This window comes from Acinetobacter sp. YH12052 (genome assembly GCF_013419835.1).
Lineage (GTDB): Bacteria > Pseudomonadota > Gammaproteobacteria > Pseudomonadales > Moraxellaceae > Acinetobacter > Acinetobacter amyesii.
In genome coordinates this window covers 209,803-235,246 of sequence record NZ_VOZI01000002.1, presented here as the reverse complement: position 1 = coordinate 235,246, position 25,444 = coordinate 209,803, and the positions used below count along the sequence as shown (strand labels likewise).

The 25,444-nt window shown below is 37.9% G+C and carries 20 protein-coding genes; 16 read left to right on the top strand and 4 right to left on the bottom strand.

The annotated features are described in order from the left end of the window. The first annotated feature begins 6 nt into the window (after positions 1–6). The 9 genes from tssF to FTU06_RS02255 all read left to right on the top strand — a co-directional run bounded on the left by tssF (position 7) and on the right by FTU06_RS02255 (position 14,595). Complete coding sequence (gene tssF / locus FTU06_RS02295) at positions 7–1,815, top strand: type VI secretion system baseplate subunit TssF (RefSeq protein WP_180144710.1); 1,809 nt, start codon at positions 7–9, stop codon at positions 1,813–1,815. Next, positions 1,779–2,771: a type VI secretion system baseplate subunit TssG gene (gene tssG, locus FTU06_RS02290; RefSeq protein WP_180144708.1), complete on the top strand. Its 993-nt coding sequence runs from the start codon at positions 1,779–1,781 to the stop codon at positions 2,769–2,771. Before tssF ends, tssG begins: the two co-directional genes overlap by 37 nt. 2 nt (positions 2,772–2,773) lie before the next feature. Next, positions 2,774–4,219: a hypothetical protein gene (locus FTU06_RS02285; RefSeq protein ID WP_180144706.1), complete on the top strand. Its 1,446-nt coding sequence runs from the start codon at positions 2,774–2,776 to the stop codon at positions 4,217–4,219. A 28-nt stretch (positions 4,220–4,247) separates the two neighbouring features. Next, positions 4,248–8,078 carry a type VI secretion system membrane subunit TssM gene (gene tssM / locus FTU06_RS02280; protein ID WP_180144704.1) on the top strand — a complete coding sequence of 1,277 codons (3,831 nt, stop codon included), beginning with the start codon at positions 4,248–4,250 and terminating at the stop codon, positions 8,076–8,078. 57 nt (positions 8,079–8,135) lie between these two features. Then, positions 8,136–9,095, top strand: coding sequence for a type VI secretion system-associated protein TagF (gene tagF, locus FTU06_RS02275; RefSeq protein WP_168379476.1), 960 nt, complete (start codon positions 8,136–8,138; stop codon positions 9,093–9,095). 20 nt (positions 9,096–9,115) lie between these two features. Next, entirely contained in the window at positions 9,116–9,862 is a 747-nt protein-coding gene (locus FTU06_RS02270) for an OmpA family protein (RefSeq protein WP_257234224.1), read from the top strand. Positions 9,863–10,261: 399 nt separating this feature from the next. Continuing rightward, positions 10,262–11,890, top strand: coding sequence for a long-chain-fatty-acid--CoA ligase (locus FTU06_RS02265; protein WP_180144698.1), 1,629 nt, complete (start codon positions 10,262–10,264; stop codon positions 11,888–11,890). Positions 11,891–12,131: 241 nt separating this feature from the next. Then, complete coding sequence (locus tag FTU06_RS02260) at positions 12,132–13,019, top strand: DMT family transporter (RefSeq protein WP_180144695.1); 888 nt, start codon at positions 12,132–12,134, stop codon at positions 13,017–13,019. Between the two features lie 277 nt (positions 13,020–13,296). Then, positions 13,297–14,595 (top strand): MgtC/SapB family protein, encoded by a 1,299-nt coding sequence (locus FTU06_RS02255; protein WP_180144693.1) that lies wholly within the window; start codon positions 13,297–13,299, stop codon positions 14,593–14,595. 23 nt (positions 14,596–14,618) lie between these two features. Here the strand turns inward: FTU06_RS02255 and yddG are convergent, their stop codons facing one another. Continuing rightward, positions 14,619–15,542 carry an aromatic amino acid DMT transporter YddG gene (yddG, locus tag FTU06_RS02250; protein WP_180144690.1) on the bottom strand — a complete coding sequence of 308 codons (924 nt, stop codon included), beginning with the start codon at positions 15,540–15,542 and terminating at the stop codon, positions 14,619–14,621. A 265-nt stretch (positions 15,543–15,807) separates the two neighbouring features. Between yddG and FTU06_RS02245 the strand changes: the two genes are divergently transcribed. The 6 genes from FTU06_RS02245 (at position 15,808) to FTU06_RS02220 (ending at position 21,162) form a co-directional block, all read left to right on the top strand. Continuing rightward, positions 15,808–16,203 carry a hypothetical protein gene (locus FTU06_RS02245; RefSeq protein WP_180008126.1) on the top strand — a complete coding sequence of 132 codons (396 nt, stop codon included), beginning with the start codon at positions 15,808–15,810 and terminating at the stop codon, positions 16,201–16,203. Between the two features lie 958 nt (positions 16,204–17,161). Next, positions 17,162–17,728: a hypothetical protein gene (locus FTU06_RS02240; protein WP_180008127.1), complete on the top strand. Its 567-nt coding sequence runs from the start codon at positions 17,162–17,164 to the stop codon at positions 17,726–17,728. 97 nt (positions 17,729–17,825) lie between these two features. Next, positions 17,826–18,788, top strand: coding sequence for an allantoinase PuuE (gene puuE, locus FTU06_RS02235; RefSeq protein ID WP_180144687.1), 963 nt, complete (start codon positions 17,826–17,828; stop codon positions 18,786–18,788). Between the two features lie 143 nt (positions 18,789–18,931). Further along, positions 18,932–19,435, top strand: coding sequence for a 2-oxo-4-hydroxy-4-carboxy-5-ureidoimidazoline decarboxylase (uraD, locus tag FTU06_RS02230; RefSeq protein ID WP_180115657.1), 504 nt, complete (start codon positions 18,932–18,934; stop codon positions 19,433–19,435). Beyond that, entirely contained in the window at positions 19,432–19,752 is a 321-nt protein-coding gene (uraH, locus tag FTU06_RS02225) for a hydroxyisourate hydrolase (protein WP_180144684.1), read from the top strand. The genes uraD and uraH overlap by 4 nt, the downstream gene beginning before the upstream one ends. Positions 19,753–19,782: 30 nt before the next feature. After that, positions 19,783–21,162: a nucleobase:cation symporter-2 family protein gene (locus FTU06_RS02220; protein WP_180144680.1), complete on the top strand. Its 1,380-nt coding sequence runs from the start codon at positions 19,783–19,785 to the stop codon at positions 21,160–21,162. 202 nt (positions 21,163–21,364) lie between these two features. Here FTU06_RS02220 and FTU06_RS02215 read toward each other — a convergent pair whose 3' ends face one another. Together FTU06_RS02215 and alc are read right to left on the bottom strand one after the other, a co-directional pair. Continuing rightward, complete coding sequence (locus FTU06_RS02215; RefSeq protein ID WP_180144677.1) at positions 21,365–21,865, bottom strand: ureidoglycolate lyase; 501 nt, start codon at positions 21,863–21,865, stop codon at positions 21,365–21,367. Between the two features lie 89 nt (positions 21,866–21,954). After that, entirely contained in the window at positions 21,955–22,962 is a 1,008-nt protein-coding gene (gene alc / locus FTU06_RS02210) for an allantoicase (RefSeq protein ID WP_180144674.1), read from the bottom strand. Positions 22,963–23,170: 208 nt separating this feature from the next. Between alc and hpxO the strand changes: the two genes are divergently transcribed. Further along, positions 23,171–24,328 (top strand): FAD-dependent urate hydroxylase HpxO, encoded by a 1,158-nt coding sequence (gene hpxO, locus FTU06_RS02205; protein WP_180144671.1) that lies wholly within the window; start codon positions 23,171–23,173, stop codon positions 24,326–24,328. 104 nt (positions 24,329–24,432) lie between these two features. On the opposite strand, the gene FTU06_RS02200 is transcribed toward hpxO, so the two are convergent. After that, a complete protein-coding gene (locus FTU06_RS02200) occupies positions 24,433–25,362 on the bottom strand; it encodes a LysR family transcriptional regulator (RefSeq protein ID WP_180144668.1) in 930 nt (309 codons plus the stop codon). Between the last annotated feature and the right edge of the window lie 82 nt (positions 25,363–25,444).

Here is a 25,444-nt window from a genome sequence, read left to right as displayed (position 1 = left end):
TTATCTGTGATTGAAGAGCTGTTACCGTATTACGAAAAACAACTACAGGAATTTGGACAACAGTCCCGTGAGTTTGCCAGTAAATACCCCAAAATCGCCCAGCGTTTGTCTTTAAACCAAGAACAAATAGATGACCCGCATATTGAGCGTTTAATTCAAGCATTTTCTCTAATTTCTGCACGGATTGATAAAAAACTTGCAGATAGTTATGACGTTTTTACCCGTTCAATTTTTGAGGTGATGTTTCCTCAATATTTAAAACCATTTCCTGCATGTTCTGTGGTGAGCTTCGAAGATATAAATAAAATTAAGCAATTAACAGATCGACACGTTATTCCAAAGGCGACCAGTCTAAAAGCCAAAAGTACGCGTGGTGTTCAATGTGAATATCAGACGGTACAAGAAGTCACTTTATTACCGATTCAATTAAAACAGCTCAATTTCAAAACTCATCCATCGGCACATATGCATTTAAATCAAAATGCTACATTGAGCTTAGGATTTGAAATTTTTTCGAATAAGCACGCTTTACTCAAAAATGAAACTTTGCCGATCTTTTTAGACGCTATTTCTAATTTTCCTTTGCAGGTTTTAGATAGTATTTTTAAATCGACTACAAGTTTTTCGATTCGTGTGGGGCAGCACATTTTTGATATTGCCAATCCATTTGAAATTATGGGCTTTGATGAAGTTCAAAGTGTTCTACCTATCGATCAACATACGCATCATGCATATCGTTTACTGATGGAATATTTTTGTGTTCCTGAAAAATTCAATTTTTTAAATCTAAATCTAGATTTCATTAAGTTTTTAAGTTTAGAACATAGTGAATTTGATGTTCAAATGCACTTTAAACTCAATTTAAATGATCAAGCAGCGATTCGAAATTATTCTGAATTAAATGCTGCAAATTTTAAATTGTTTGCTACACCAATTGTTAATCTTTTCAATAAACAAGCAGAGCCGCAAAAGATTAATCATAAGCGAATGGAATATCCATTGGTGACAGATGCACACTATCCTGAATATTTTCAAGCCTATAGCATTTTAAAAATGAATATGGTGCGTGAAAAAAGTAACCAAGATGAAGTGTATTATCCGGTACTGCCTTTTTTTGCAATGAGTCATTATCATCAAGATAAAGTCCAGTTTTTTTATAGTTTAAATCCGCAGCAGATGAAGAATAAACATCAGGAATTAAACTATTCAATCATATCTCGTGCTTTAGACCCACATAGCACTCAGTCCGATTTTATTAGTACTGAACTACTATGTAGTAATCGTGAGTTACCTTACGAAAGTTATAATAAAGATCAAAATGCATTAACTCTGAATGATAGTAATTTGGCACGTCGTGCTCTGATGCTCAAACGACCGTCGTTACCGTATTATTTTGAGCAAAATAAACAAGAACAGTGGCGGGTCATTTCACATTTATCTTTGAATAATATGTCTTTAATGAAAGGCGATGCGGTCTCTCATATTAAAGAACTTTTGGAATTGTATAATTTACCTAAATCGAAAGAAAACCAAATTATTATCGACTCCATAAAAAATATTCAGTTTTCTACCACGCAGAAACTTGTGGATAGTAAACCGTTTCCATTATTTGTCAGAGGTTTAAAAGTTCAGCTATACATTGATGCAGATATCTTTAGAGGACATAGCCTGTATATATATAGTCAATTGCTAGCACATATCTTTAACTTAAAAGTCAATATGAACAGCTTTGTCGATGTCTCGGTTTTTGATGCAAATAGTCAACAGGAGTTATACCAATGCGTGCAGAACGTTGGTGGCAAGAAAGCTCTGTAATTGACGGACTTTTCCAAGAACCGAAAGCCTACGAGTTTGTTCAAGCCACTCGTTTGTTAAGACATGCACCTTATGGAGCGGCTCAAGTTCACTGGGCAAATGACTTTGAGTTTAATAGTTCACTTAATCTGAACTTCCCGAACACTGAAATTGAAAGTTTAGAGTTCAACGATGAGAAAGTTGAACTGACAAATTTAATGGTAGGTTTAACGGGTATTCAAGGTGCATTACCTTATAGTTATACCAATAAGATTAAGCTCAGCGGGCGACATCAGCGACACGAAACTCAAAAGTTTTTAGGGCTGTTTAATCATAAATTAACAGCACATTATGTTGATGCCAGTTTAAATTATCATTTACCTATTCGTTATGAAATCGAGCAGGATAATCACTATCTTGATATTTTACATGCATTAAATGGTTATATCCGTAGCCAGCATGATCAGCCTGATTTAGATGATTATTTTGCTGAATTCTCAGGTTTAATGCAGGGACAAAACAATACAGCGTATGCATTAAAAACCATGCTGAACTGTATCTTTAAGCAGAATTTTGATATTCGAGAATTTATCCCTGAAACTTTTGTATTTGAAGAAGATCAGAGAACATGTTTAGGTGGATCTCAGCCGAGTTTATTGGGACTAAATACATTTTGTGGTGAAAAGATTCAACAGATTGACGAAAAAATTGAAATCGTGATTGGACCTTTAAATCATGAAGATTATTTAACATTTTTACCGAATCAGTCACGCAGCTTAAAATTAAAACAAATGATTCAAACTTGGTGCAGTCCAACATTAATGGTGGATGTGCGCTTAATTTTACAAAAAGAAGAAATAAAACCGGTGTGTTTAAATTCTTTGAGCGGAATTGGTTTAGCTCAGGGAGCATTTTTACAGCCGAATAAACAGGTCGATAATACAGAAACCTGTTATGCCTTAATGGGGAATGCATAATAATGCTGAAATTAATAATTGGAACCTTTAGTACGCTTTTTGTTTTGTGTACTGCTTTCGTGATTTTTTACTGGCGAGATACAGGCTATGATCCGACGGCTTTCGATTTAGTCACATACTTTTTACTTCTTCCTTTAGCTTTATGTGCAATTATTTTGTCGCCTTATTTGCTTTACAAGGGCATTCAACATCAAAAAGAAAAAAAACTTGAAGCTGAAAAACGTGCAGAAGAACAAGCTGAGCAACAACAACTTGAGGCCATTGAACAAGCAAAACCAAAGCCTGTCGATGTACAGCAATTTCGTTTAAATGTTTATTCTTCAGCGGCTTGGCATAGTTTTGGTGAAAACGAACAAATTATCCAAGATATTCAACAATTCAAAAGTCCTGAACTCGATGATAAATTATTCAATGCATACGGTTTGCCTGTTCTTTCATTTCGAATTAAAGATTTAGATGAACTTACTAGTGAAGAAGCAGATGATGAATATAGTGCCATCACCATGCGTGAAAAACGAATCCAGTCACTTATTCAGCAACAACTAGAGCAACACGTTGAAAGTCTATTTTTAATTGCTGAGCATCTGAAGCAATCAGCACTCTTTTATGATAGTGAATTGGCATATCAGTACCGTATGCATCCGGGTTGGGTGGATCCAGATTATACGCAAGATGAACATCCAGAACATTTGGCGAACAATGCACAGCAAGTTTCACGTTTAAATCGTTTAAATGTCCATATTTTGCTTGCTGATAATTTGATTCATCAATGGAATGATGATTATGCCCAGATTATTCAGCAGTATCTTTCTGACGGATTTTCGATCATTCCCGAACAAATTCATATCGAGCCACATTTTATCGGCACTCAAGTCGCTTATTCAGAATGGTTAAGCATTTTAGAGATGATTTCAAAACAAAAGTTTGAAGTCAGTTTGATTCTGAATGCTGACTCTGAAATCGACCAAGAATGGATTGATGAAAAGATGTGGTTACAAGAAAAATACATTGCTGCAGAGTTTGCATCGAGTTGGTGTTTGGCTGCTTCAGACGTTCAAGTTCGAGGTTTAACTCCAAATAAAGTGCTACAAGTGGTGGCACATGAGCCTGAGTTGAAACGTCATTTAGAGCTTAAAGCACTGAATAATTTAGATCAGTATGATCAAGAACAACCCTTTTTATTGATGTTAGATGATGCAACGGATATGAAAGTGGTGAAAAAATTACAGTATAAATTTAATGAAACCGCGATTGAAACCTATCATTTTTTATATACAAAACAGAATCTTGGAAATACCCAGCAATTGGCAAAAATTTTTGGATTCATGTTGGGTATGCACTTGCCAGAAGAGTTAACTGCCATGATTTATAGCACAGACCAAGAATCGACATTTGCTTTTATTCAAGCATTTTCAGTAGAAGATGAACTTGAACAAGAAACTGTTTAATTAGAATTAAGACGAAATTGAGAACATTGTGAACACACTATTTTATACGATCCTCGGTTATGTTTGGCAGTACGTCACCAATCCTAAAGCGATGGTGGCTTTGTCATTTTTTGTGGCCATTGTGACTATGCATAATTCGATTCCGCAAAAGACTTTTTACATTGTGGTTGCTGTTTATATTCTCGGATTAATTCTGTGGGGTATATATGAATTAGTACAGCATTATCGTCATAAACAGCAAGGCGAAGAACTTGCTGAGGCGATTGCCAAGGATAATGAAGCTGAATACGGTAAACAAAAAAATAAAGAAGAACTTGCGCTGATCAATCAGCAAATGAAAGACTCGATTCAACTTATCCGTAAATCAAAACTCGGCGACAAAAAGGGGAATGCAGCCCTATATGAATTACCTTGGTACATGGTGATTGGTAACCCAGCAGCGGGTAAAAGTTCAGCGATTTATAATTCTGGTCTTAGATTTCCATTTGAAGAAACTCATCAGAAAATGGTGTCGGCAGGTCTAAGTGGTACTCGTAACTGCGATTGGTTTTTCTCTACAGATGGTGTGTTACTCGATACCGCAGGTCGATATTCAGTTTATGCCGAAGACCATTCAGAATGGTTAGGCTTTTTAAATATTCTAAAGAAAAACCGTTCTAAAGCACCAATTAACGGTTTAATCGTGATTGTTTCTGTGGCGGAGCTTGTTAGTCAAAGTCCTGAAAAATCAATCAAATTAGCCAAAAACTTACGCGCACGTATACAGGATTTGACGGAACGTTTAGAAATTTTTGCGCCAGTGTATATCGTTTTTTCAAAAATGGATTTGATTGCTGGCTTTACAGAATTTTTTGATTGTTATGATAAGGATGAATTTGATCAAGTTTGGGGTGCAACGCTACCTTATGATCCAGACTCATCCGAACATGCTGTTGAGATGTTCGAAAAGCATTATTCAATTTTATACGATGGTTTGAAGAGCGTCAGTACTACGCACTTGAGTCGTCGTCATTCGCAAAATATTTCTCCAAGTGTAATGACATTTCCACTTGAGTTTAAAAGTTTAAAGCCAGTGTTAAAAACTTTTATTGGTACGTTGTTTCAAGACAACCCTTATCAGTTTAAACCAGTTTTCCGTGGGTTCTATTTCACCAGTGCGTTACAAGAAGGTGTGATTGAAAGTCCAATGACCGAGCAAATCGCTGAAGACTTTCATTTGGTGAAAAGTACGGATAGTGAGTTTGGCATTCCTACGAATTCTGTTTCGCAAGACCATGGTTATTTCTTAAAAGGACTCTTTTCAACCGTCATTTTAAAAGATAAAAATCTAGTTAAACAACATATCAATCCTGCACGTAAACGTCAGCGCTTTATGGCATTTATTGGTGCATTGTTATTGGTTGCTGTGGTGCTTGGGTTATGGGTTTGGTCGTATCGTAATAACCAACAACTCGTGGCGGAAGTTCAAGCTGACTTAGACAAAGTTGTGCAAATGGAAAGCCGTAGCGGAAGTGAGCTTTCGACTCAATTGGATGCATTGCTGATATTACAAGGGCATTTACAGCAGCTCGATCACTTTGATGAAGATCGTCCTTTGAAATATAGCTTTGGTTTATACCAAGGGAATAAAATTCGTGAAAAACTCAAAGTTGAGTATTTACGTGGTATTCAACAAATTGTATTAGCACCATCTCAGCAAAATATGGCGCAGTACTTACAACGCGTTAAAGCCAATGAAGCGACGTTGAAAGAAAATCACGTCAATGTGCAAATCACTCAAGCTGTGAAATCAAATCAGCCCTATTTAGAACCATCGGATACTAACCCTCAGGATGCATACAATGCACTGAAGGCGTATTTGATGATGAGCAATCATAAATATATGGAATCGAGCCATTTGAGTGACCAAGTTACTCGTTTCTGGCGTTCATGGTTAGATTCAAATCGTGGTCAAATGCCACGTGGTGAAATGATTCAAAAAGCCGAACAAGTTTTATCTTATGCGATGACTTTAGCTGCTGATCCTGCGTTCCCGCAAATGGAATCTGATCCTTTATTGGTTGATCAAACACGTCAATTATTGACGGCTGTTACTATGGGTATTCCTGCACGTGACCGCGTTTATAATGAAATTAAAATGCGTGGTTCGGTACGTTTCCCTGCAGTAACTGTGAAGCAAATTTTAGGTGAAACAGGCCAAAATAGCATGTTGGGTAGTTATGCCTTGCCGGGTATCTTTACTTACCAAGCATGGAATGATTATGTAAAAGATGCGATTAACCAAGCAGCGAATAATCCGACGGATACTCAAGATTGGGTACTCAATACCAATCGTTCTGATGACCTGACATTTAGTGGCAGTCCAGATCAGATCAGTAAACAGTTAACCGAACTTTATAAGCAGGAATATATCGCTGAATGGCGTAAATTCTTAAATGCTGTGCATTATGGCAAAGGCGCAGATGTCGCTCAGCAGTCACGTTTTATCGATATTTTAGGTGAACCTGAAAATTCGCCAATTCGTAAAGTGGTTGACCGTATTGCGAAAGAAACCAGTTGGGATAATCCAATTGTTCAAGCAGAACTGGCTGCACCTCAGAAAGGCTTTATTGCGTGGTTTAAACGTAAAGTCCTTAGCCGTGATGATGCGCAGCAGGCACAGCAAGTGGCTTCAAAAGCCGGTCAAGGTGTTATTGCAAAAGAATTTGATGTGTTCTATCAATTGGTTCGTAAGCGTGATGATCAGCAAAACAAATCTATTTTAGATGAATACATGCTGTCTTTGAGTCAAGTACGTAGTAAGTTCAATGACTTAAAGAGTGGTGGTGATATGGGCCCTGCAAGCATGACATTGGTGAAACAAACCATCAATGATCAAAGCTCTGTCTTTAATAGCACGCAAAAATTTGTGGATGAAAAAATGTCTGTGGGTCTAAATGAATTAGATCAACAGTTGATTCAAAAACTCTTTATGCAGCCGGTGACTCAGTCATTTGAAGTTCTTTTGATCCCAGCTCAAAACGAAATTAATAAGTTGTGGGCAATGCAGGCGTATCAACCATTTACAACTAATCTTGCGCCTAAATATCCATTTAATAGCAATGCAACTTTACAAGCAACCAGTAATGAAATTAGCCAAATTTTTGGTGAAAACGGAAGTATCGCTCGCTTTGTAAAAGAATATTTAGATCCATTGGTGATTCGTCGTGGCTATACCTTAACCACGAAAACATGGAAAGATTTGGGCATTGGTTTAAATCCACAATTTGTAGCGAACTTCCAACGCTATGTTGCGCCAAGTAATGGCGTTGCTACAGGGGAATTGAGTCAAGCAGCACCTGCGGCAACCAATCAATCGAACTTCCAGTTCTTCCCATTAGAAAATACACAGTTGCTTTCATATACCATTGATATTGATGGTCAGCGTATGGTGTATGAAAACGGTGTTCAGCAATGGGTGAACTTTGTTTGGCCAAATAAAGGGGCAATTCCGGGTGCACGTATTACTGCAATTGACTTGGAAGGTCAAACGCATACGATTTTTGATGAGCCGGGTGAATATGGTATTAACCGATTGGTTGAAGGCGCTCAGCGTACACAAAATGGTAATTCATTTGAAATGGTGTGGCGTAGCAAACAAAATCCAAAAGTGTTTGTAAAAGTGAACTTCCGTTTAATTAGTGGTAACGCATCTGGCCCAACTACAGGTTCAGGCTATTCAGGTATGACTCTTGTTGATCAAGTGGTGACGAATAAAGGTGTTCGTGTCGTCGCAGCGCAAACGATGCCTGCAGGACAAGCGCCTGTAGCGCCAGCGACTTCACCGATGAGTGTTGTACAAGGAACAGCAACACCATGATGATGAATTTAAAAATGAGAGCGGTGGCATTCGTGCAAAAGAACAAGGAGTGTGACGATGTATGAAGTGAGAACGACACCGCTGTATTATGGAAAATGTCCAGCTCGTGGTGACTTCTTAAAGAGCCGTGAACAATATTCACTGATTCAGTTAATTGATCAGTGGATCACGGAGGCGCTTGAGTTCGCTATGCGTTCAGACAATTTTAATGCAGCGTATAACTCACTGCCTTCATTAGATTTCTTTATTGCCAGTCCAAAAGATAAGCGTTTTTTGGTTGCCAATTTGATTAGCAGTGAAGACAGTTCAAAGCGTCAATTTCCAATGGTGCTCGCTCATCTGCTAGAAATCGATGATCCTTTCGATAATATTTTGTATGCACCTTATCGTTATAAACAAACCTTAATTGACTTATATCAGCGTAACCGAGTGATGCGTTCTATTCGCGATCCCGATATTTTGCTCGATAAATTAGGCAAACTGAATAACGAAATTCAAGTGTTCGGGACAGAAGAAACCTCTTCTTTTTATGAGCATCATACGTTGCATTCATTTGCACGTTTATTGAATTTTACGCCTTATCAGTTGGCGCAAAGCATGATTGGTCTCGGTTTGCTGTTACAACCGATTATTCATCAGGGCACGTCTCGGTTGAATAAAGTGTTGATTTTACCAATTAATAATATTAGTTACTGCTATGAAATCGCGGCTTTTTGGGTCAATTTAATTAGTCGTTTTGTCGAAAACCAAGATGCTGAGTTACTCATTGGCATCCTACACAGTGATTCACCTGTTTTACTATTTGGTTTTCAAGGTGCTGATATTACTGCACTCAATGATGTTTTTACCCAAAATATGCAAAGTGATCATTGGGTTTCCTTGATTGATGCCAGTTGGATTGATCCTTATCTTGAACAAAATGCAGGCTTAGCCGTATTGGAACAGTCTTTGAGTGAGCGTCAGATCAGCCTTATTCATGGCATTAAACTTTTTAGACAGACTTTTATAGAAGAATAATGATGCAAAGAATCTTACCAATGTTGCCCAAATTTCTTGCGAGTGTGTGCATTTTAGGTTGTTCGACTTTGCTTTGGGCAGAGCCTATTGTGATTGAAGGCGCTGTACCGAATGAAGCAACCAAGCAAGAAATATTAAATAAAGCCTATTTGACCTATGGCCAGGCAAATGTGGTTGATAAAATTCAGGTTCGAGCGGTTACTGCACCCAATGGTTGGGGCAATAGCGTAAGCCAAATGATTAATGATGACTTAAAAAAAGTAAAACAGGGAAAACTCTCTGTTCGCGGAACGCAAGTCGATTTAAGTGGCAAGATGTCGAATCAAAACGATATCCAACCCACGACCACCAAGTTTCAGTCTTTGGTCACAGCACCTTTTCGTTTCAATGCACAGCTTTCTGTCAATCAGGCTGAACAGGCAATTATTAATGCGGCTTTACGTAATCGTATTATTGAATTTGAATCGGGCAGTGCTATTTTAGCGCCATCTGGGGTACAGATCTTAGATGAAATGGTTGTCGCACTGAACCGCGTCGGTGGGAAAAAAGTACGAATTATTGGTCACACAGACAGCTCGGGGAATCCTGAGAAAAACATAAGTTTAAGCCAAGATCGTGCTAATGCAGTTAAAAACTACCTGATTTCAAAAAATATTGCAGCGGCGAACTTAAGTACTGAAGGGATGGGCTCAAATAAGCCTGTAGCAGACAATGCTACGCCTGAAGGTCGTAAGAAAAACCGTCGTATTGAGTTTGAAGTACTATAAATATTGTAACTACAAAGGCAAATGCGACGAATGAACCCAGTGTATCTAGACTGGGTTTTTTTATACCAATTGACTCAGTCGATTATTTGATAACTGAAAACGATATTTTTAAAGCAGCAGAGTGAAAATAAAATAAGAACATATTTTGAATTGGACTCAAGCATTAATTTTTTGCATTTTATACCACTAAAGCATTCATATTTTGAGCAATAAAACAGTGGATTCTAAAATCAATTAAGGTTAAAACATAAGAATCAGTTTTGGATATGCGTTTCATATCTACTGCTTTAACCTTGTCGATGAAGAATAATCACTTTTGACATGGTGCAAAGTTTTAAAAAATCTGCAGGACAGTGCGGAAAAACAACAACTCAATATGGATGAATGTGGGAGCAAAGAATGCTTGGTAATATGATGTTTAAACCGCTTTTGATTAGTAGCATGATTGAACATGCGGGTCGCTATCATGCGGATAGTTTAGTCATTTCAAAAAATACAGACTCGACGATTACGAAAACCACTTGGGGTGAAGTCCATAAAAATTCAAAACGATTTGCCAATGTTCTTGCATCACTCGGTTTAAATTTAGGGGATCGTGTTGCGACCATCGCTTGGAATAACCACCGTCATTTAGAGTCTTGGTACGCTATTTCAGGTAGCGGCTATGTTTGTCACACCATTAATCCGCGTTTATTTCCAGAACAATTAATTTTTATCATCAATGATGCCGCAGACCGCGTCATGTTATTTGATAAAACCTTTTTGCCTTTAATCAAAGCAGTAAAACCACTATTAAAATCTGTTGAACATTTTATTTGTTTAGATGCACCGGATGCAGCAATTGTCGAAGCGGTGCCAGATGTTAAATTTTATGATGAACTTATCGCGGGACAATCTGCAGACTATACATGGCCAGAATTAGATGAATTATCGGCTAGTTCTTTATGTTATACCTCGGGTACCACAGGCAATCCAAAAGGCGTGTTGTATAGCCATCGTTCAACAGTCTTACACAGTTATGCGATTTGTATGCCGGATTCATTAAATATCTCAGCGCGAGATATTATGATGCCTGTTGTGCCGATGTTCCATGTCAATGCATGGGGTACGCCATACGCTGCGGCAATGGTGGGATGTACTTTAGTGCTGCCAGGCCCAGGTTTAGATGGTGCGAGCCTAACGCAAATGATTGATGACTATAAAGTATCTGTTGCATTGGGCGTTCCAACGATTTGGCAAGGTTTAATTAATGCTGCGCAGCAAGCGGGTAGTCAGCTCCAGAGTTTAGTGCGTAATGTAGTTGGTGGATCTGCTTGCCCGCCTGCGATGTTAAAAGTATTTAAAGAACAATTTAACTGTGAAACGATTCATGCTTGGGGAATGACCGAAACCAGTCCATTAGGTTCTTCAAACCAATTTAAAGCCAAACATTTGTTATTATCTGAAGAAGAACAATTACAAGTACGATTATCACAAGGTCGTCCGCCATTTGGAGTTGATTTACGTATTACCGATGAAGAAAACGGTACACACGAAGTTGCACGTGATGGAAAAACGACGGGTAATTTACAGATCCAAGGGCATTGGATTATTGGCAATTACTTTGGCAAAACAGAGTCTGCATTAACCTCAGATGGTTGGTTTGATACCGGGGATATTGCAACCCTGAATGAAGATGGTTTCTTAAAAATTAGTGACCGTTCAAAAGATTTGATCAAATCGGGTGGTGAATGGATTTCTTCTGTTGATTTAGAAAACTTGGCTATGGGCCATCCTAAAATTGCAATGGCAGCAGTGATTGCAGCGACCCATCCGAAATGGGATGAGCGTCCTGTATTGATTGCGATTAAAAAGCCAGATGTCGATTTATCTGATACAGAAATTTTGGATTACTATGCAGATAAAGTCGCTAAATGGCAGGTGCCAGATAAAGTGATTTTCGTGGATGCTATTCCTTTGAGTGGAACAGGTAAAATGCTGAAAAAAGATCTACGTGAGCAATTTGGTGCTGTACTACTTGAAAGCTAACTTAACGTAAGTCGCTAACTAAATGTTGGTAAAGTGCAAAATGCAAAGGTGATATGCCTTTGCATTTTTTTATAAAAACTTACCTTTCGATACATACCAAGTTCTTAATATCAGGTTTTTAAATAAATTTTTTTCAACGAATCTATAACCAAGTTCAATGAATAATCTAGCCGTGTTGGGTCGCATTCAATTCAATAAAAGCGTAAATTGATGAGGCATCCACCGTTAAACCACCTTTCTTATGTTTCCAGTTTGGATCTTATTCACTTTAATGGCTGCTTTTATGCAGTCATGGCGCAATGCATTTCAAAAGCAACTCAGTACCACTGTTGATGTGTATGGTGTCACCCTTGCACGGTTTATTTTTGGGCTCCCATTTGCCTGTATTTATTTGTTCGTGTTGTACCAGCAACAGCCTGTGACTCAGGTGACCACATTTACACCTATGTTTTGGGTTTATGTGGTGATTGCAGGGCTAAGTCAAATTTTAGCGACGATTTTAATGGTGTTGCTTTTTAAACAAAAGAATTATGCCATCGGCGTCGGTTTAGCGAAAAGTGAAGCCATCTTTGCGGCCATAGTGGGGGTGATTTTCTTAAGTGAACATTTAACTTTATTTGGTTGGATTGGTGTTTTGGTTGGTGGCATAGCCGTTTTTCTTTTAAGCAAAGGTTCTCAACGACAAAAATTATCTCTGCCAACGTTATGCATCGGTGTAGGAAGTGGATTAAGTTTTGCTATTACCTCTTTATTGGTTCGTGAAGCCAGTTTAGAGCTAAGTGATTTACCGACTTTGCATCGTGCGGCGTGGGTACTGTTGAGTGTAATTGGCTTTCAATGTGTGATTATGCTGCTGTACCTCAGTTTATTTAGCCGCAAAACGCTCATTGCCATGTGGGAGAGAGTCGGTCTGACCTTTCGTGTTAGTGTCTGTAGCTTTCTAGCGTCCTTGGGTTGGTTTACTGCCATGAGCATGCAAACGGTTGCGATTGTCAAAACCTTAGGTCAAATCGAAATATTATTTAGCCTCTTAATCTCTGCCTATTTCTTTAAGGAAAAACTCGCAAGAACTGATCATTGGGGCTTAGCCTTAGTGGTGATTGCGGCCATTATGGTGATTTGGGCTTAATGTGTGCTTTAAACAGACATGAAGGTAAAAAAAGTCCGAATTTAAGTCAGATTTTCGAATATTTTTTTAATTAAAAGATGAGAAATATTTGATGTCCACTAGGATATTTATCATGGAATTGTTTATGATTTAAAGGATGACTAAACTTGGAACATGATTGAAAATGCTCAAGTTGTTCAATCTATATATTTATTTTTCAAATTTTAGCGTTAAATTTTTTTATTATTTTTTATTTATATTGCCAAAATAAACAATGTATTGATGGGAGGGCTTAAATTTGGAAATACTCATACAAACATTATCCTTCCCAGCATTGTTAACGATTTTAGCTTCGGCTTTAGGCTGTGGATTGCTCATCGGTTTGGAGCGTCAACGTAACAACAATTTGGACAGTGAACAGAGCTTTGCCGGTTTACGCTCATTTACCATTTGTGCGCTGTTTGGAGCATTGTGTTTTTTAATCCATTTAGCTGTTGGTGTGATCGGTGCAATTGTCGTCAGTATGTTTAGCTATTATGGATTAAGTCAACAAAAACAAGATATTGGAACAACCACAGAACTTGCTTTTGTCATGACTTATTTGATCGGTGCCGCTTGTGTATTTAATATTCCATTGGCTGCGTGTTTGGCTGTGGTGTTGACCCTCATATTAGTTGGAAAAAAAGGCTTACATCATTTTGCAGCACATTGGATCAAAGACTATGAGTTAAGAGATGGTGTATTTTTACTGGCATTGATCCTAATTGCCTTACCTTTAACGCCGAATCAGGCCTATTGGGGTTCTGTATTAAATCCCTATGTGATTTTAAAATTACTGATATTGATCTTGGTGGTGCAGTCATTAGCACACATTACCAAGCGGCTATTATCCTCTGATAAAGCCATTATTTTATCGGCCTTGGCATCAGGTTTTGTGTCGAGCACAGCAACAATCGCAAGCTTAGGTATGGAAGTACGAGCAGGAAAAGCCAGTGCCAAAAGTAATGCAGGGGCAGGACTTTTTTCATGTGTTGCGACATTGGTTCAACTTTTGATCATTGTCCTTGGGGTGAGTTTTGCTTGGTTTAAAATATTAGTTATACCAAGTATCGTCGGCATCTTGATATTGGTCCTTGCTGCGCTATATCTGATTTATGGCTCATCCCAAGTTCAGCATAATAAAGAGTCAGAACCCGAAATGCTTCGTGTAGAGGCGAATGAAACAGTGCCGTTAGAAAATACTGATAGTCGAATGTTTAGCTTAAAACAGGCGGCAATCATTGCCATCACGCTAACTTTGATCCAAGCACTTGTTTATGGATTAAATCTCGCTTTAGGTGATAAAGGTTTAATTTTAGGGACATTATTAGCATCACTATTTGAAGTCCATGCCGCTATGGCAACCGTGGTGATGCAAGGTAATATCGACAATTTAACATTGGTTTATGCTGTGGTGATTGGATTATCAGCCCATGCGATTTCAAAATGTGTGAATGCATTTCTCACAGGTGGCTGGAAATATTTTCTATATTTTGCACCAACACAGTTACTTCATATGCTGTGCCTAATCGCGGTTTTGTTATTCAGTTTAAGATAAATGAGCCAAGTGACTGCTTCATATTATTCATGGCGCAATTGCATTAATTTGGCTTTTATTTGTGGCCAACTGGTTGAAATCCAACATACCAGCGAACCGAATGTCACTAAAATGGCACCATGCCAAAAACTTAAACTCAGTGGTGTCTGTAAAATAAACATTGAAATTAATGAAGAAAAAATCGGACTAAAATAAGATAAGGTCACCAATATCGTAATATTGCCTTTTATAATACCTACATTCCACGCTGCATAACCCAAAGCGGTCACGATGGACACGATTAACATATACTTACCGGTATGTAAGTCTACGGCAGGCATTCGCGGGATACCGTGAAATATCAACATTTTTAGCCATAGCACAATGGTGATCACGACGAAAAAGAATGAAATAGGGTTATGCCCATGACTGTATTTACGTGTAATCACACAATAGAGTGACCATAAACTCGCGCCCATAAAAGCAAGAAAATAGCTAAAGGGATTGGACTGAATGTTGGTAAAGACTGTAGACCAGTTAAAACTTCCGTTACCAGTTTGGATTAAAATAATGCCGCCCAAACTAATGGCTAAACCAATGATTACGAAAAAGTTAAATTTTAATTCTTTAAATAATATTAACGCGGCAATTGTCAGACTCGGCCATAAATAATTGACCAAACTGATTTCAATCGCTTGTTGAGCTGTTTGAGCCAAAGCAATGGCATACGAAAAACACAACTCATAAATCACAAATAAAAGGGTGGCGTATATCAAAAATTGGCGCGGAACCAGTTTAAGGTTTGGAATTTTAAATAAGAGCAATAGAATAATTGCGCTCAAGGTATACATAAAGAGCACAGCAAGATCAGGGCCAATACTGAAACTAATTTTCTTAAGTAAACCAACAATAGAAGACCATTGTAAGATTGCACTGAATCCAATCAGCGTTGCAAGATTTTTGGACATGATTGCTCGAAGATTTCGCAAATGGCGAATGAATTTTTAATTTTTATTATAGTCTTTATTCAGTCGTTTAGTATAAGCGTGAAATTATCAAACTCTATTTAATTAAAAAGATTTAGAGCTCGTCGTACGTCAAGAGCAGCATGGCGATGAACTAGGTTTAGATTCTGGCTTATTAACGCACGATTTAAAACTTGGACAATGTATTCATGCCTATATTCGTGCGAATCCAAATTTTCACTTAGCAGAGGGCGTTAAGTCGGCAATTATGATTGGCAATGGCTCAGGAATGGCGGGTTTGCTTTCACATCTTAAGCAACGTGTCGCAAAAGAGCACTGTCAAAACTGGTTAATTTATGGTGAGCGTCAACAAGCTTTCGATGCAATTTTTGCTGATGAACTGCATGAATTACAAAACCAAGGTAAAATTGCAGAAATCGATCGGGTATTTTCTCGTGATGGATTTGCTGAAAAGTATGTGCAAGATGTCCTAGTTGTAAAAAAAGCTGAATTGATTGATTGGCTAGAGCAAGGGGCTTGTCTCTATATCTGCGGCAGTTTGAATATGGCCAAAGCGGTAGATGCCACTTTGCAAGAGATACTGGGCATTGAACAACTGCATACACTGCGTAAAGCAGGTCATTACCGCCGCAATGTGTATTAAATAATTGATGTCTACTGAAGAAGTAAATAATGATGCAGTTCGTAATGAGATGGATCGATAGTTTAAAAAGGAACAATAATGGATAAATTTGTAATTAGAGTTTATCACGATTGTAAAAGGCTAATTATAGCTATTTTTTTTATTATTGAGTTTTTGATTTTTTTAATAAAGTATTACTTTTTTGGGATAGGTTTCTGGAGTTTTATTGGTGCAGTAGTTTTTTTTATTATCTTTGTTGATCTAATTTATAATGGGAGTTATTTGTTGATCGGAAAGATAAAAAAAGAAACTGAAGTTTATGAATATTATATTAGGTTTATCTATATTTTTGTAATTTATTTATTTTCAATATATTGCATTGTTGAGTGAAGAGTAAAATTTAAAAATTATGAGTAAATATTTTTTTTAATATTTTGTAGAGTTTTGCTCGTTTATGGCTCTATTGCATAAAGATTCTTAAGGCAGACCACCATAAGTCACTAAAAATTAAGTAACTTACTTGGATATGAGGTGGGCCTAATCAAAATCTTTTGTTTTCTCCAAAGCATGGATTAATCAATTGCTAGCCAATCTTATTGTTTGAATCTTTTATTTGGAACTGAGTAAAAGTGACTTATGAATATAAATTAATTTTCAGAGTTAGGTGTGTTGATTTTACAAAGAATATTTGATCATGACGCTTTAAATTTATCAATAATTAAGTATAGTTATACCATTAAAAAATTACTAGATTAAACAAACAATGAGAATGCATATTTTTTTAAATTCCTTACTTACGATGTATTGTTCAATTTCAATATTTATGGTCATTTTTATATATTTTTTATCTAATTGGCAAATATGGGAAAAACATTTTACATTCATTAGTTTAATGTCATTCTTAATACTGGCAATTTGTTTTTACTTTAAATATAACGAAAAATTGAATGATGGTAATATTTTATTCAAGCAGTTGCCAATGAAAGTACAACTACCAATAAGAACTTCAACTATATTATTTTTAAACCTAAATTTGGGTTTTATCTTATTTATATTGGCAGTGCTTACGATAGTAATTACAGCTAATATATGGTTTTTTACACTTTGTATTTTTATTATTTGGAATGCAATAATTTGTCATCCTCATATTTGGTTTGTAGATTCAATTGATTTAAAACAAGATATAAAAAATAAAACAAACGAATTTGAAATTCTAAGACAGGATAAAGGTGATTTTGAATATTTTAATGATGGTTTCACATACACTATAACTGGGCCTGAAATAAGCACTAAAACTATATTATGGAAAGATATTCAAAGTATAGATGTCGTACGCCAAGATCTTGGAACCATTGATGAGATTCAGCTCTATATATTGTGTTCAAATACAATCATTTATATTGCCGAAAATACACCGGGTTATTACTATTTCATTGATCAACTGCATCAGAATTTTCCAGAAATAGATGAAATTTGGCAAATTTCAATCATTGCAGATGATTCAGGGCAACCATTCAATATTTTAAAAAAAGGCAATGGTCATTGATATGAAAAGCTATTTAGCCATCTATGACATTGGCGCATAATTTGCTTGCTTCTACCTAATTTTTTTACTGTTTGATATAACAAATTAGGAAGTTGAAGTGACTACAGGCTACTTACGTGGACAAGACTTGATTGACCAGATCCAACAACAGGATTATTCCAGAGACCTAATTGGATATCATGGCGATGTACCTCAAGTCGTATGGCCTAATCAGGCACGTATCGCAGTGCAGTTTGTGTTGAACTATGAAGAGGGTGGAGAAAACCATATCGAACATGGGGATGCAGGATCAGAACAATTCTTATCCGATATTATTGGAGCGGCCAGTTTTCCTGCCAAACATATGTCGATGGACTCGATGTATGAATATGGCTCCAGAGCCGGTTTTTGGCGGATTCATGAAGAATTTAAAAAACGTGATTTACCCATGACGGTCTTTGGCGTTGGTATGGCTTTAGCGCGCAATCCTTATATTGTCGAAGCGATCAAACAAGCCAACTATGATGTCGTTTCACATGGTCAACGCTGGTTACATTATCAAGATATGCCGATAGAGCTAGAACGTCAGCACATGGATCAAGCTTTTAGTGTGCTTGAAGCTTTATTTGGAAAGACGCCTATTGGCTGGTACACAGGGCGTGACAGTCCCAATACACGTCAGCTATTGGCTGAATTTCCGCAAATCAAATATGACTGCGATCACTATGGTGATGATTTACCTTTTTGGAGTCATTTGAAGAATGAAAGTGGTCAAACCCGTCCACATTTAATTATTCCTTATACACTCGAAAGCAATGATATGAAGTTTTGTTCACCGGGTGGTTTTAACAGTGGTGAACAGTTTTATCAATATCTTAAAGATGCTTTTGATGTGCTATATGAAGAAGGTGAAAGCGCGCCAAAAATGTTATCGATTGGGATGCATTGTCGTATTTTAGGGCGACCAGGCCGTTTTAAAGCACTACAACGATTCTTAGATTATGTGCAATCACATGAAAAAGTGTGGATCTGTCGCCGTGGTGATATCGCGGAACATTGGTATACACATCATGCAGTCTAATAAAAAAATATTCGGATAAAGAGGAGCTTAGCTCCTCTTTTTTTAGGCCTGTACTTAGGTAACTGACATCATAGACCTAGGTTGGCACTGATATTGCAAAACTAAATTTGAACAATCATTCAATAATTTTAGGCGATTTTATAGTGCAACTTGTTGAATTTAATAAAGCATCCGAAGCAGATGTAAAAACTTTTTTAAAGCACTGTGTGCAAATTGAAGGCTGGGCAGAACACATTGTAGCGCAGCGTCCTTATACCTCTATCACGCAAATCACAGAGCAAGCAGTAAAAGCTGCAAATGCTTGGACTTGGGATGAAATCAAAAATGCTCTAGATAACCATCCACGGATTGGTGAAAAAAAGGCACAGGCTGAATTAAGTAGTTTGGAACAACAATTTTCTAATCGAGAACAGTCTGAAATTTCAGCAGATGAAGAAACTCAATTTGCATTGCTGAAAGGCAATATCGCGTATGAGAAAAAGTACGGTTATCTCTTTTTAATCAAAGCTTCTGGCCTTAGTAGTGAAGATGTACTACAGGCGCTGCAATATCGATTATTGAATGATCCTGAAACCGAAAAACGAATTGTTCATCATCAACTGGCTGAAATTGCCTTATTAAGATTAAAACAGGAGCTTAGCGCATGATTAGCTCACATATTTTAGATACGAATCTGGGTAAACCCGCAGCAAACGTCAGCATTCAATTATTTAATGCACACGGAGAGTTACTAGGTTCAGCCCTAACCAATGCTGATGGTCGCGTTAACGATTTTGCGCTGAAGGACTTTACAGCAGGAGCTTATAGCCTTGAATTTGCGACCGCTGAATATTTTCAGACTTTAAATACCGAAACCTTTTTTCCAAAAGCTGTGATTCATTTTTATGTAAAAGATGCCTCGCAGCATTTTCATATTCCTTTACTCATCAGCCCATTTGCATATTCAACGTATCGCGGCAGCTAAGAGCAAAGTTTAAAAATTGGGGATATAAAAATGACAGAACTAGATAAAACAGTTTCACCAGAACATGAATATTTAGGCGCAGGGAAAAGCCTTGCCTATGGTCTACAGCATGTATTAACCATGTATGGCGGTATTATCGCTCCGCCATTGATTATTGGTACAGCCGCGGGACTTGAACCTGCGCAAATCGGTTTATTGATTGCGGCAGCGCTTTTTGTGGGTGGCTTGGCGACCATACTACAAACCGTAGGTGTGAAATATATCGGTGCAAAATTACCCTTAGTACAAGGGGTTTCATTTGCAGGTGTGGCGACGATGATTGCCATTGTAACCGCAGGCGGGGGGCTTTCTGCTGTTTATGGTGCGGTGATTGTTGCATCCCTAATTGGCTTTTTCCTAGCACCTTATTTTTCAAAAATTATTCGTTTTTTCCCACCGATTGTGACTGGTTGTGTGATCACAGTGATTGGTCTTTCATTGCTGCCTGTAGCGGTACGCTGGATGATGGGGGGGAACAATAAAGCACCAGACTGGGGAAGTGCTGAGAACATCAGTTTGGCATTTTTAACTTTGGGTATCGTGATTGCGTTGAATTTAACCCGTAATGCAACCATCCGACGTTTATCTATTTTGTTAGCCATCGTCTTCGGTACAGTGCTTGCTTATGCCTTTGGCTTTGGAGATTTTTCTAAAGTTGCAAATGGTAACTGGATTCAATTTCCAAGCTTCTTTGCTTTCGGTATGCCAACTTTTGAGTTAAGTGCCATTATTGCCATGCTGATCGTAACGTTAGTGATTATGACTGAAACGACGGCAGACATTATTGCCGTTGGGGAAATTGTTGGTACTAAAGTAGATGCTGAGCGTATTACCAATGGCTTACGTGCAGATATGCTATCTAGTGCAGCAGCGCCAATTTTCGGTTCATTCATGCAAAGTGCTTTTGCACAAAATGTCGGTTTAGTCGCGATTACAGGCGTGAAAAGTCGCTTTGTTGTCGTTGCGGGTGGAATGATTTTAGTCGTATTAGGCGTTCTACCAATTATGGGGCGACTGATTGCAGCGATTCCAGTCCCTGTATTAGGTGGTGCTGGTTTAGTTTTGTTTGGAACGGTTGCGGCAAGTGGTATTCGTACCTTGGCGAAAATTGACTATAACGAGCAAAAGAACCTCATCATTGTTGCGACTGCGATTGCAGCAGGGATGATTCCAATTATCGATCATTCTTTCTATGCAAACTTCCCGAAATGGGTGCAAACACTCTTTCATTCAGGCATTAGTTCAACTTGTTTGATGGCGATTATTTTAAATATTGTGTTCAATCATCTGAATTTATTTAAAAATAAAGAAGTGACTATGAGCAAAGATCAGGTGAAAAAACCAAGCATGGCAATAGATGTGCAACATTAATCATTGGCAATCTTGAGTCTTGAACCTCACGATAATTCATAAAATAAAAACTTTATAGTTTAAAAAAGCCCTCGAAGTAGAGGGCTTTTATATTGCGATATTTTTTAATTAAACTATATCAAGAGGTGAAATAAAGAATGTATTAACAATTGGTTAAGTGATTTTAGTCTATTTAACTCTAAGTTTTTAAGCTAAAAATACATTAATTTGAAATGTGAATAGGCGTAGGGAACTGGAACACATCACAATTATGTCCAGTCCCAATACGATCGATGACGGCAAAGCTACTGGGTGCTTCGAGTGTCAGTAGTGGATGATGCCATGTTCCTGCACGATAGTTGACTCCTTGGCTACCATCAGTGATGAAAGCACGAAGCTGTGTAAGATCAGGGCTGAGATCATCTAACGCAGGTGCAACTACCACTAAAAAAGCCTGCGCTTGCATTGGAATAAAAGCTTGTGAGCCGTTGGGATGACGCTCCAACATTGAAATCGTAAATGGCAATTCAGTGGTTTTGATATTTCTAAAGAGGCTAATTCCAGCAACCGCATCACCTGAAATTTCTGTTTCTACGAGGGCATGATATCGCTCTGTATGTGCATCATTGATGTGGAAAAAATCATGTCCAGTTGTGCAAATGACCTCTCCAAAAGGCGCAAAGCCTTCAATACTGAGAGCTTGTATTTTTATGCTGTGTGTCATGTTTAGATATCTTATAGGGCATTTAATTAAAAAAATTGAAACCAAACACATAGGAAGCACGAAGGCTTCCTATGTGATTAACACTGCAATTAAGGATGTATTTTTCCCCATAACCGTATGCGACTAATCCCCCCGTCAGGAATCATATTGATGCGGATATGCGATATTTTTTCATGCTTTAAAATCTCACTGACGAAGCTATGAATGTGATCCATCTGCATGTCTTGTGAATCTAGCAAAAACGGCCAGAACATACTTTGCGGAATCAGTTGAGGGTCAGTGGCATCTTCCACATAAATAGCTTGTATGGACACTTGCGCAGGGAAGTTGCCTTTAAAATGGGCAGTATCAATATCAATTTTCTCTATTGCACCAGATTGACCCAAAGCCAAAATACACCAGTCAAAACCTGGTGCACGGCGACGTTTCGTTTCCCAACCATCTCCCATATTGATGCCGCGACCAGGGTTAATTAAGTTTCGTGGATGTCCAAAATGAGCATCACTATAAGCAATAACACGTCCACCATTTTCTAGTGCAACGAGGTCTAATGTGCTCGTACTGTCTTGAATTTGCACCTGAACTTCACCATAGACTTTAAATCGCGCAATACCGCCGTCTGGATATATATTTAAACGTACATGGGTAAAAACCTGATCATTTGAGACGTCCAATATATGGTGTTGGCTCGGGCCCAATAGGGTATTGCCTAAGATATTGACCCATGCTGCCTGTGCTAGTTCACCACTCGGTGCAAAACAGGCTTCAACTGATGCGGAAGCTGGATAATTCCCTGTAAAGAATGTTGTATCAATATCTAAGGCTTGAATTCGACCAGCAACACCGAGTTGGATGATTGCCCAATCATAACCTGCATGGCGTTTACGACGCGTTTCCCAACCATCCATCCATTTGCCATGATCATCAAATTTATCTTCGACAAAGATTGGTGCATTAAATTGCAGCATGCGTTTTGCTTCTGCAAAAAAATCATCTGAACAATCAAGTATTTTTGCACCAATACGGTCATCAGCTAAATTTGTAAGTGCCTGTAATTGTGCAGGAATATCAAAACTTGGTGCGAGTAAAGTCGCCATATATAAAATCCATTCACTATTTTCATTTAAAACATATGCATTTAGTTTTCAGTGTTAAAAATTTAACATTTGATAAAAACAAGCATTTACACGTGTTTAGAAGCACAGCGTGTGCCAACTTTAGAATTTTTTATTGCTTGTTTGAAAAAATGGCATGCTTTTCGCTTTTTAGGAGAAAGATATTTAAAAAAACACAGGGGAGTTATAGATGGACATTACAATTATTGGTGCAGGTATGGCGGGCCTAACGACTGGGATCGCTTTGAAAAAATTTGGACACCAAGTAACCATCTATGAACAGGCAGAACAAATTTTACCTGTTGGAGCCGCTATTTCTTTATGGTCTAACGGTGTCAAATGTTTGAACTATTTGGGGCTAACCGAACAAGTCGAAAAGCTCGGTGGCAAGATGGATCACTTAGCCTATATCGATGGTTTAACGGGCGATGTTATGACACAGTTTAGTCTGTTTCCTTTAATCGAAGAAGTTGGTCAGCGACCTTATCCAGTTTCACGCGCAGACTTACAAAATATGCTCATGGATGAATTTGGTCGTGAGAATATTCATCTAGGCAAAAAAATGGTGAGCTTCTCAGAACAAGATGATCAAGTGATCACCCGTTTTGCTGACGGAAGTGAGGTTCTGGCTGATTTATTGGTTGGCGCCGATGGTACACATTCATTGACACGGGCGTATGTATTGGGGGAACAAGTTGAGCGCCGCTATGCAGGTTATGTCAATTGGAACGGTTTAGTCGATATTTCAGAAGAATTTGCTGCGGCAGATCAATGGACGACATTTGTAGGAGAAGGTAAGCGCGTTTCGCTGATGCCCGTTGCCGACAACCGATTCTATTTCTTCTTTGATGTACCTTTGGCAGCAGGCTTAGAAAATGACCGCACACAATATAAGGCCTTATTTAAAGAATACTTTAAAGGTTGGTGTGAACCGGTTCAAAAGCTAATTGATGCTGTAGATGCCAAAAAAACCAATCGGGTAGAAATTCATGATATTGAACCTTTTGCAGATTTCTACAAAGGTCGTGTGGTGATCGTGGGTGATGCAGCACACAGCACAACGCCTGATATTGGACAAGGTGGTTGCCAAGCAATGGAAGATGCAATTTATCTAGCTCGTGCTTTGCAAATCAATACTTTGGGCTTGCATGATTCATTGCGACGTTATCAAAATAAACGTAATGAACGTGCCAATGAATTGGTTTTGCGTGCGCGTAAGCGTTGTGATGTGACCCATATGAAGGATGAAAGTGTGACGCGCGAATGGTATGCAGAACTGCGTAAAGAACAAGGCAATCATATTATGAAAGGCATCATTAGTAATATTGTAGGCAATCCATTGGATTAAAAAAATAAACTAATAAAACTTTAGCTTTCAGCAGCCAGTACGGGTTATTCGCACTGGCTTTTTTTTAAATAATTATTTGCTATTACAACGCCAAAATATTGGTTTTAGGGGGTCATGGATTTTAAATTGATTTTAATTTCTTCCATTTTTTCCACCAAATGATTAATCATGATCTGAGAAATTCGAGAAGTTTGGCGCTTCGATGCGACACATAAAGCAATGGTCAAACTGTGCAAACCTTTTTCACGGATCGGTTTAAAAATAATCTTATTATTCTCAAGCAATGGCAAAGCATCCATATATGACATCAAACTGATGCCTAATTGTTGTTGAATCAATGACAGTATCATTCTAATGTCATTACATTCGATCTTTTGAATAGGACTAAACTTATGATGTTTATATAAAGTCTGTACATATTCACTAATAATGAGTGGATCACTCGGCAAAATATGCCGTTCATTTAACGTATCTGAAAGATAAATTTTATCCATTCCACCCAGGGTATGATGCGGCGACATCACAAAGCCCAACGGAATTTCTATAAAGGATAAAACCTCTAATTGGCTATGGCTTTTAGGATTTAAAATAATGCCAAAATCTAATTCTGCATCAACGATTTTTCTGGAAATATCTTCACTGCTATTCATGCTGATGTTGAGGTTGATCCACGGATAAGTTTCAGCCATCTTTTGAATACAGTCGACGACAAAGCTATCATTCAAAGCCGCAATAAAGCCCATTTCAATGTTTCCACGGTTTAAGCCTTGGATTTCATCAAATCGAGTTCGCGTCAGTTGATACTCTTTTTGCCATTTTAATAAATCGGCATACAGTAATTCACCTGCAAGCGTCAGTTTTAAGCCCTGAGGTAGTCGTTCAAATAGGGCAACCCCGAGTTCTTCCTCTGCCAAAACGATTTGTCGATGTACTGCCGAGACTGAAATAAAGAGTTGTTCAGCAGCTTTGCGCAGACTCCCAGTCCGTGCAACCGCCATAAAATATTCAGAAAATCTAGAAAAGGTAATCGACATACAGGCTTCAATCTCTATCGCGTGATCAGCGAATCATAATGTTATGCATTTTAAGCGATATTCATGCCAGCTTTATCAAATC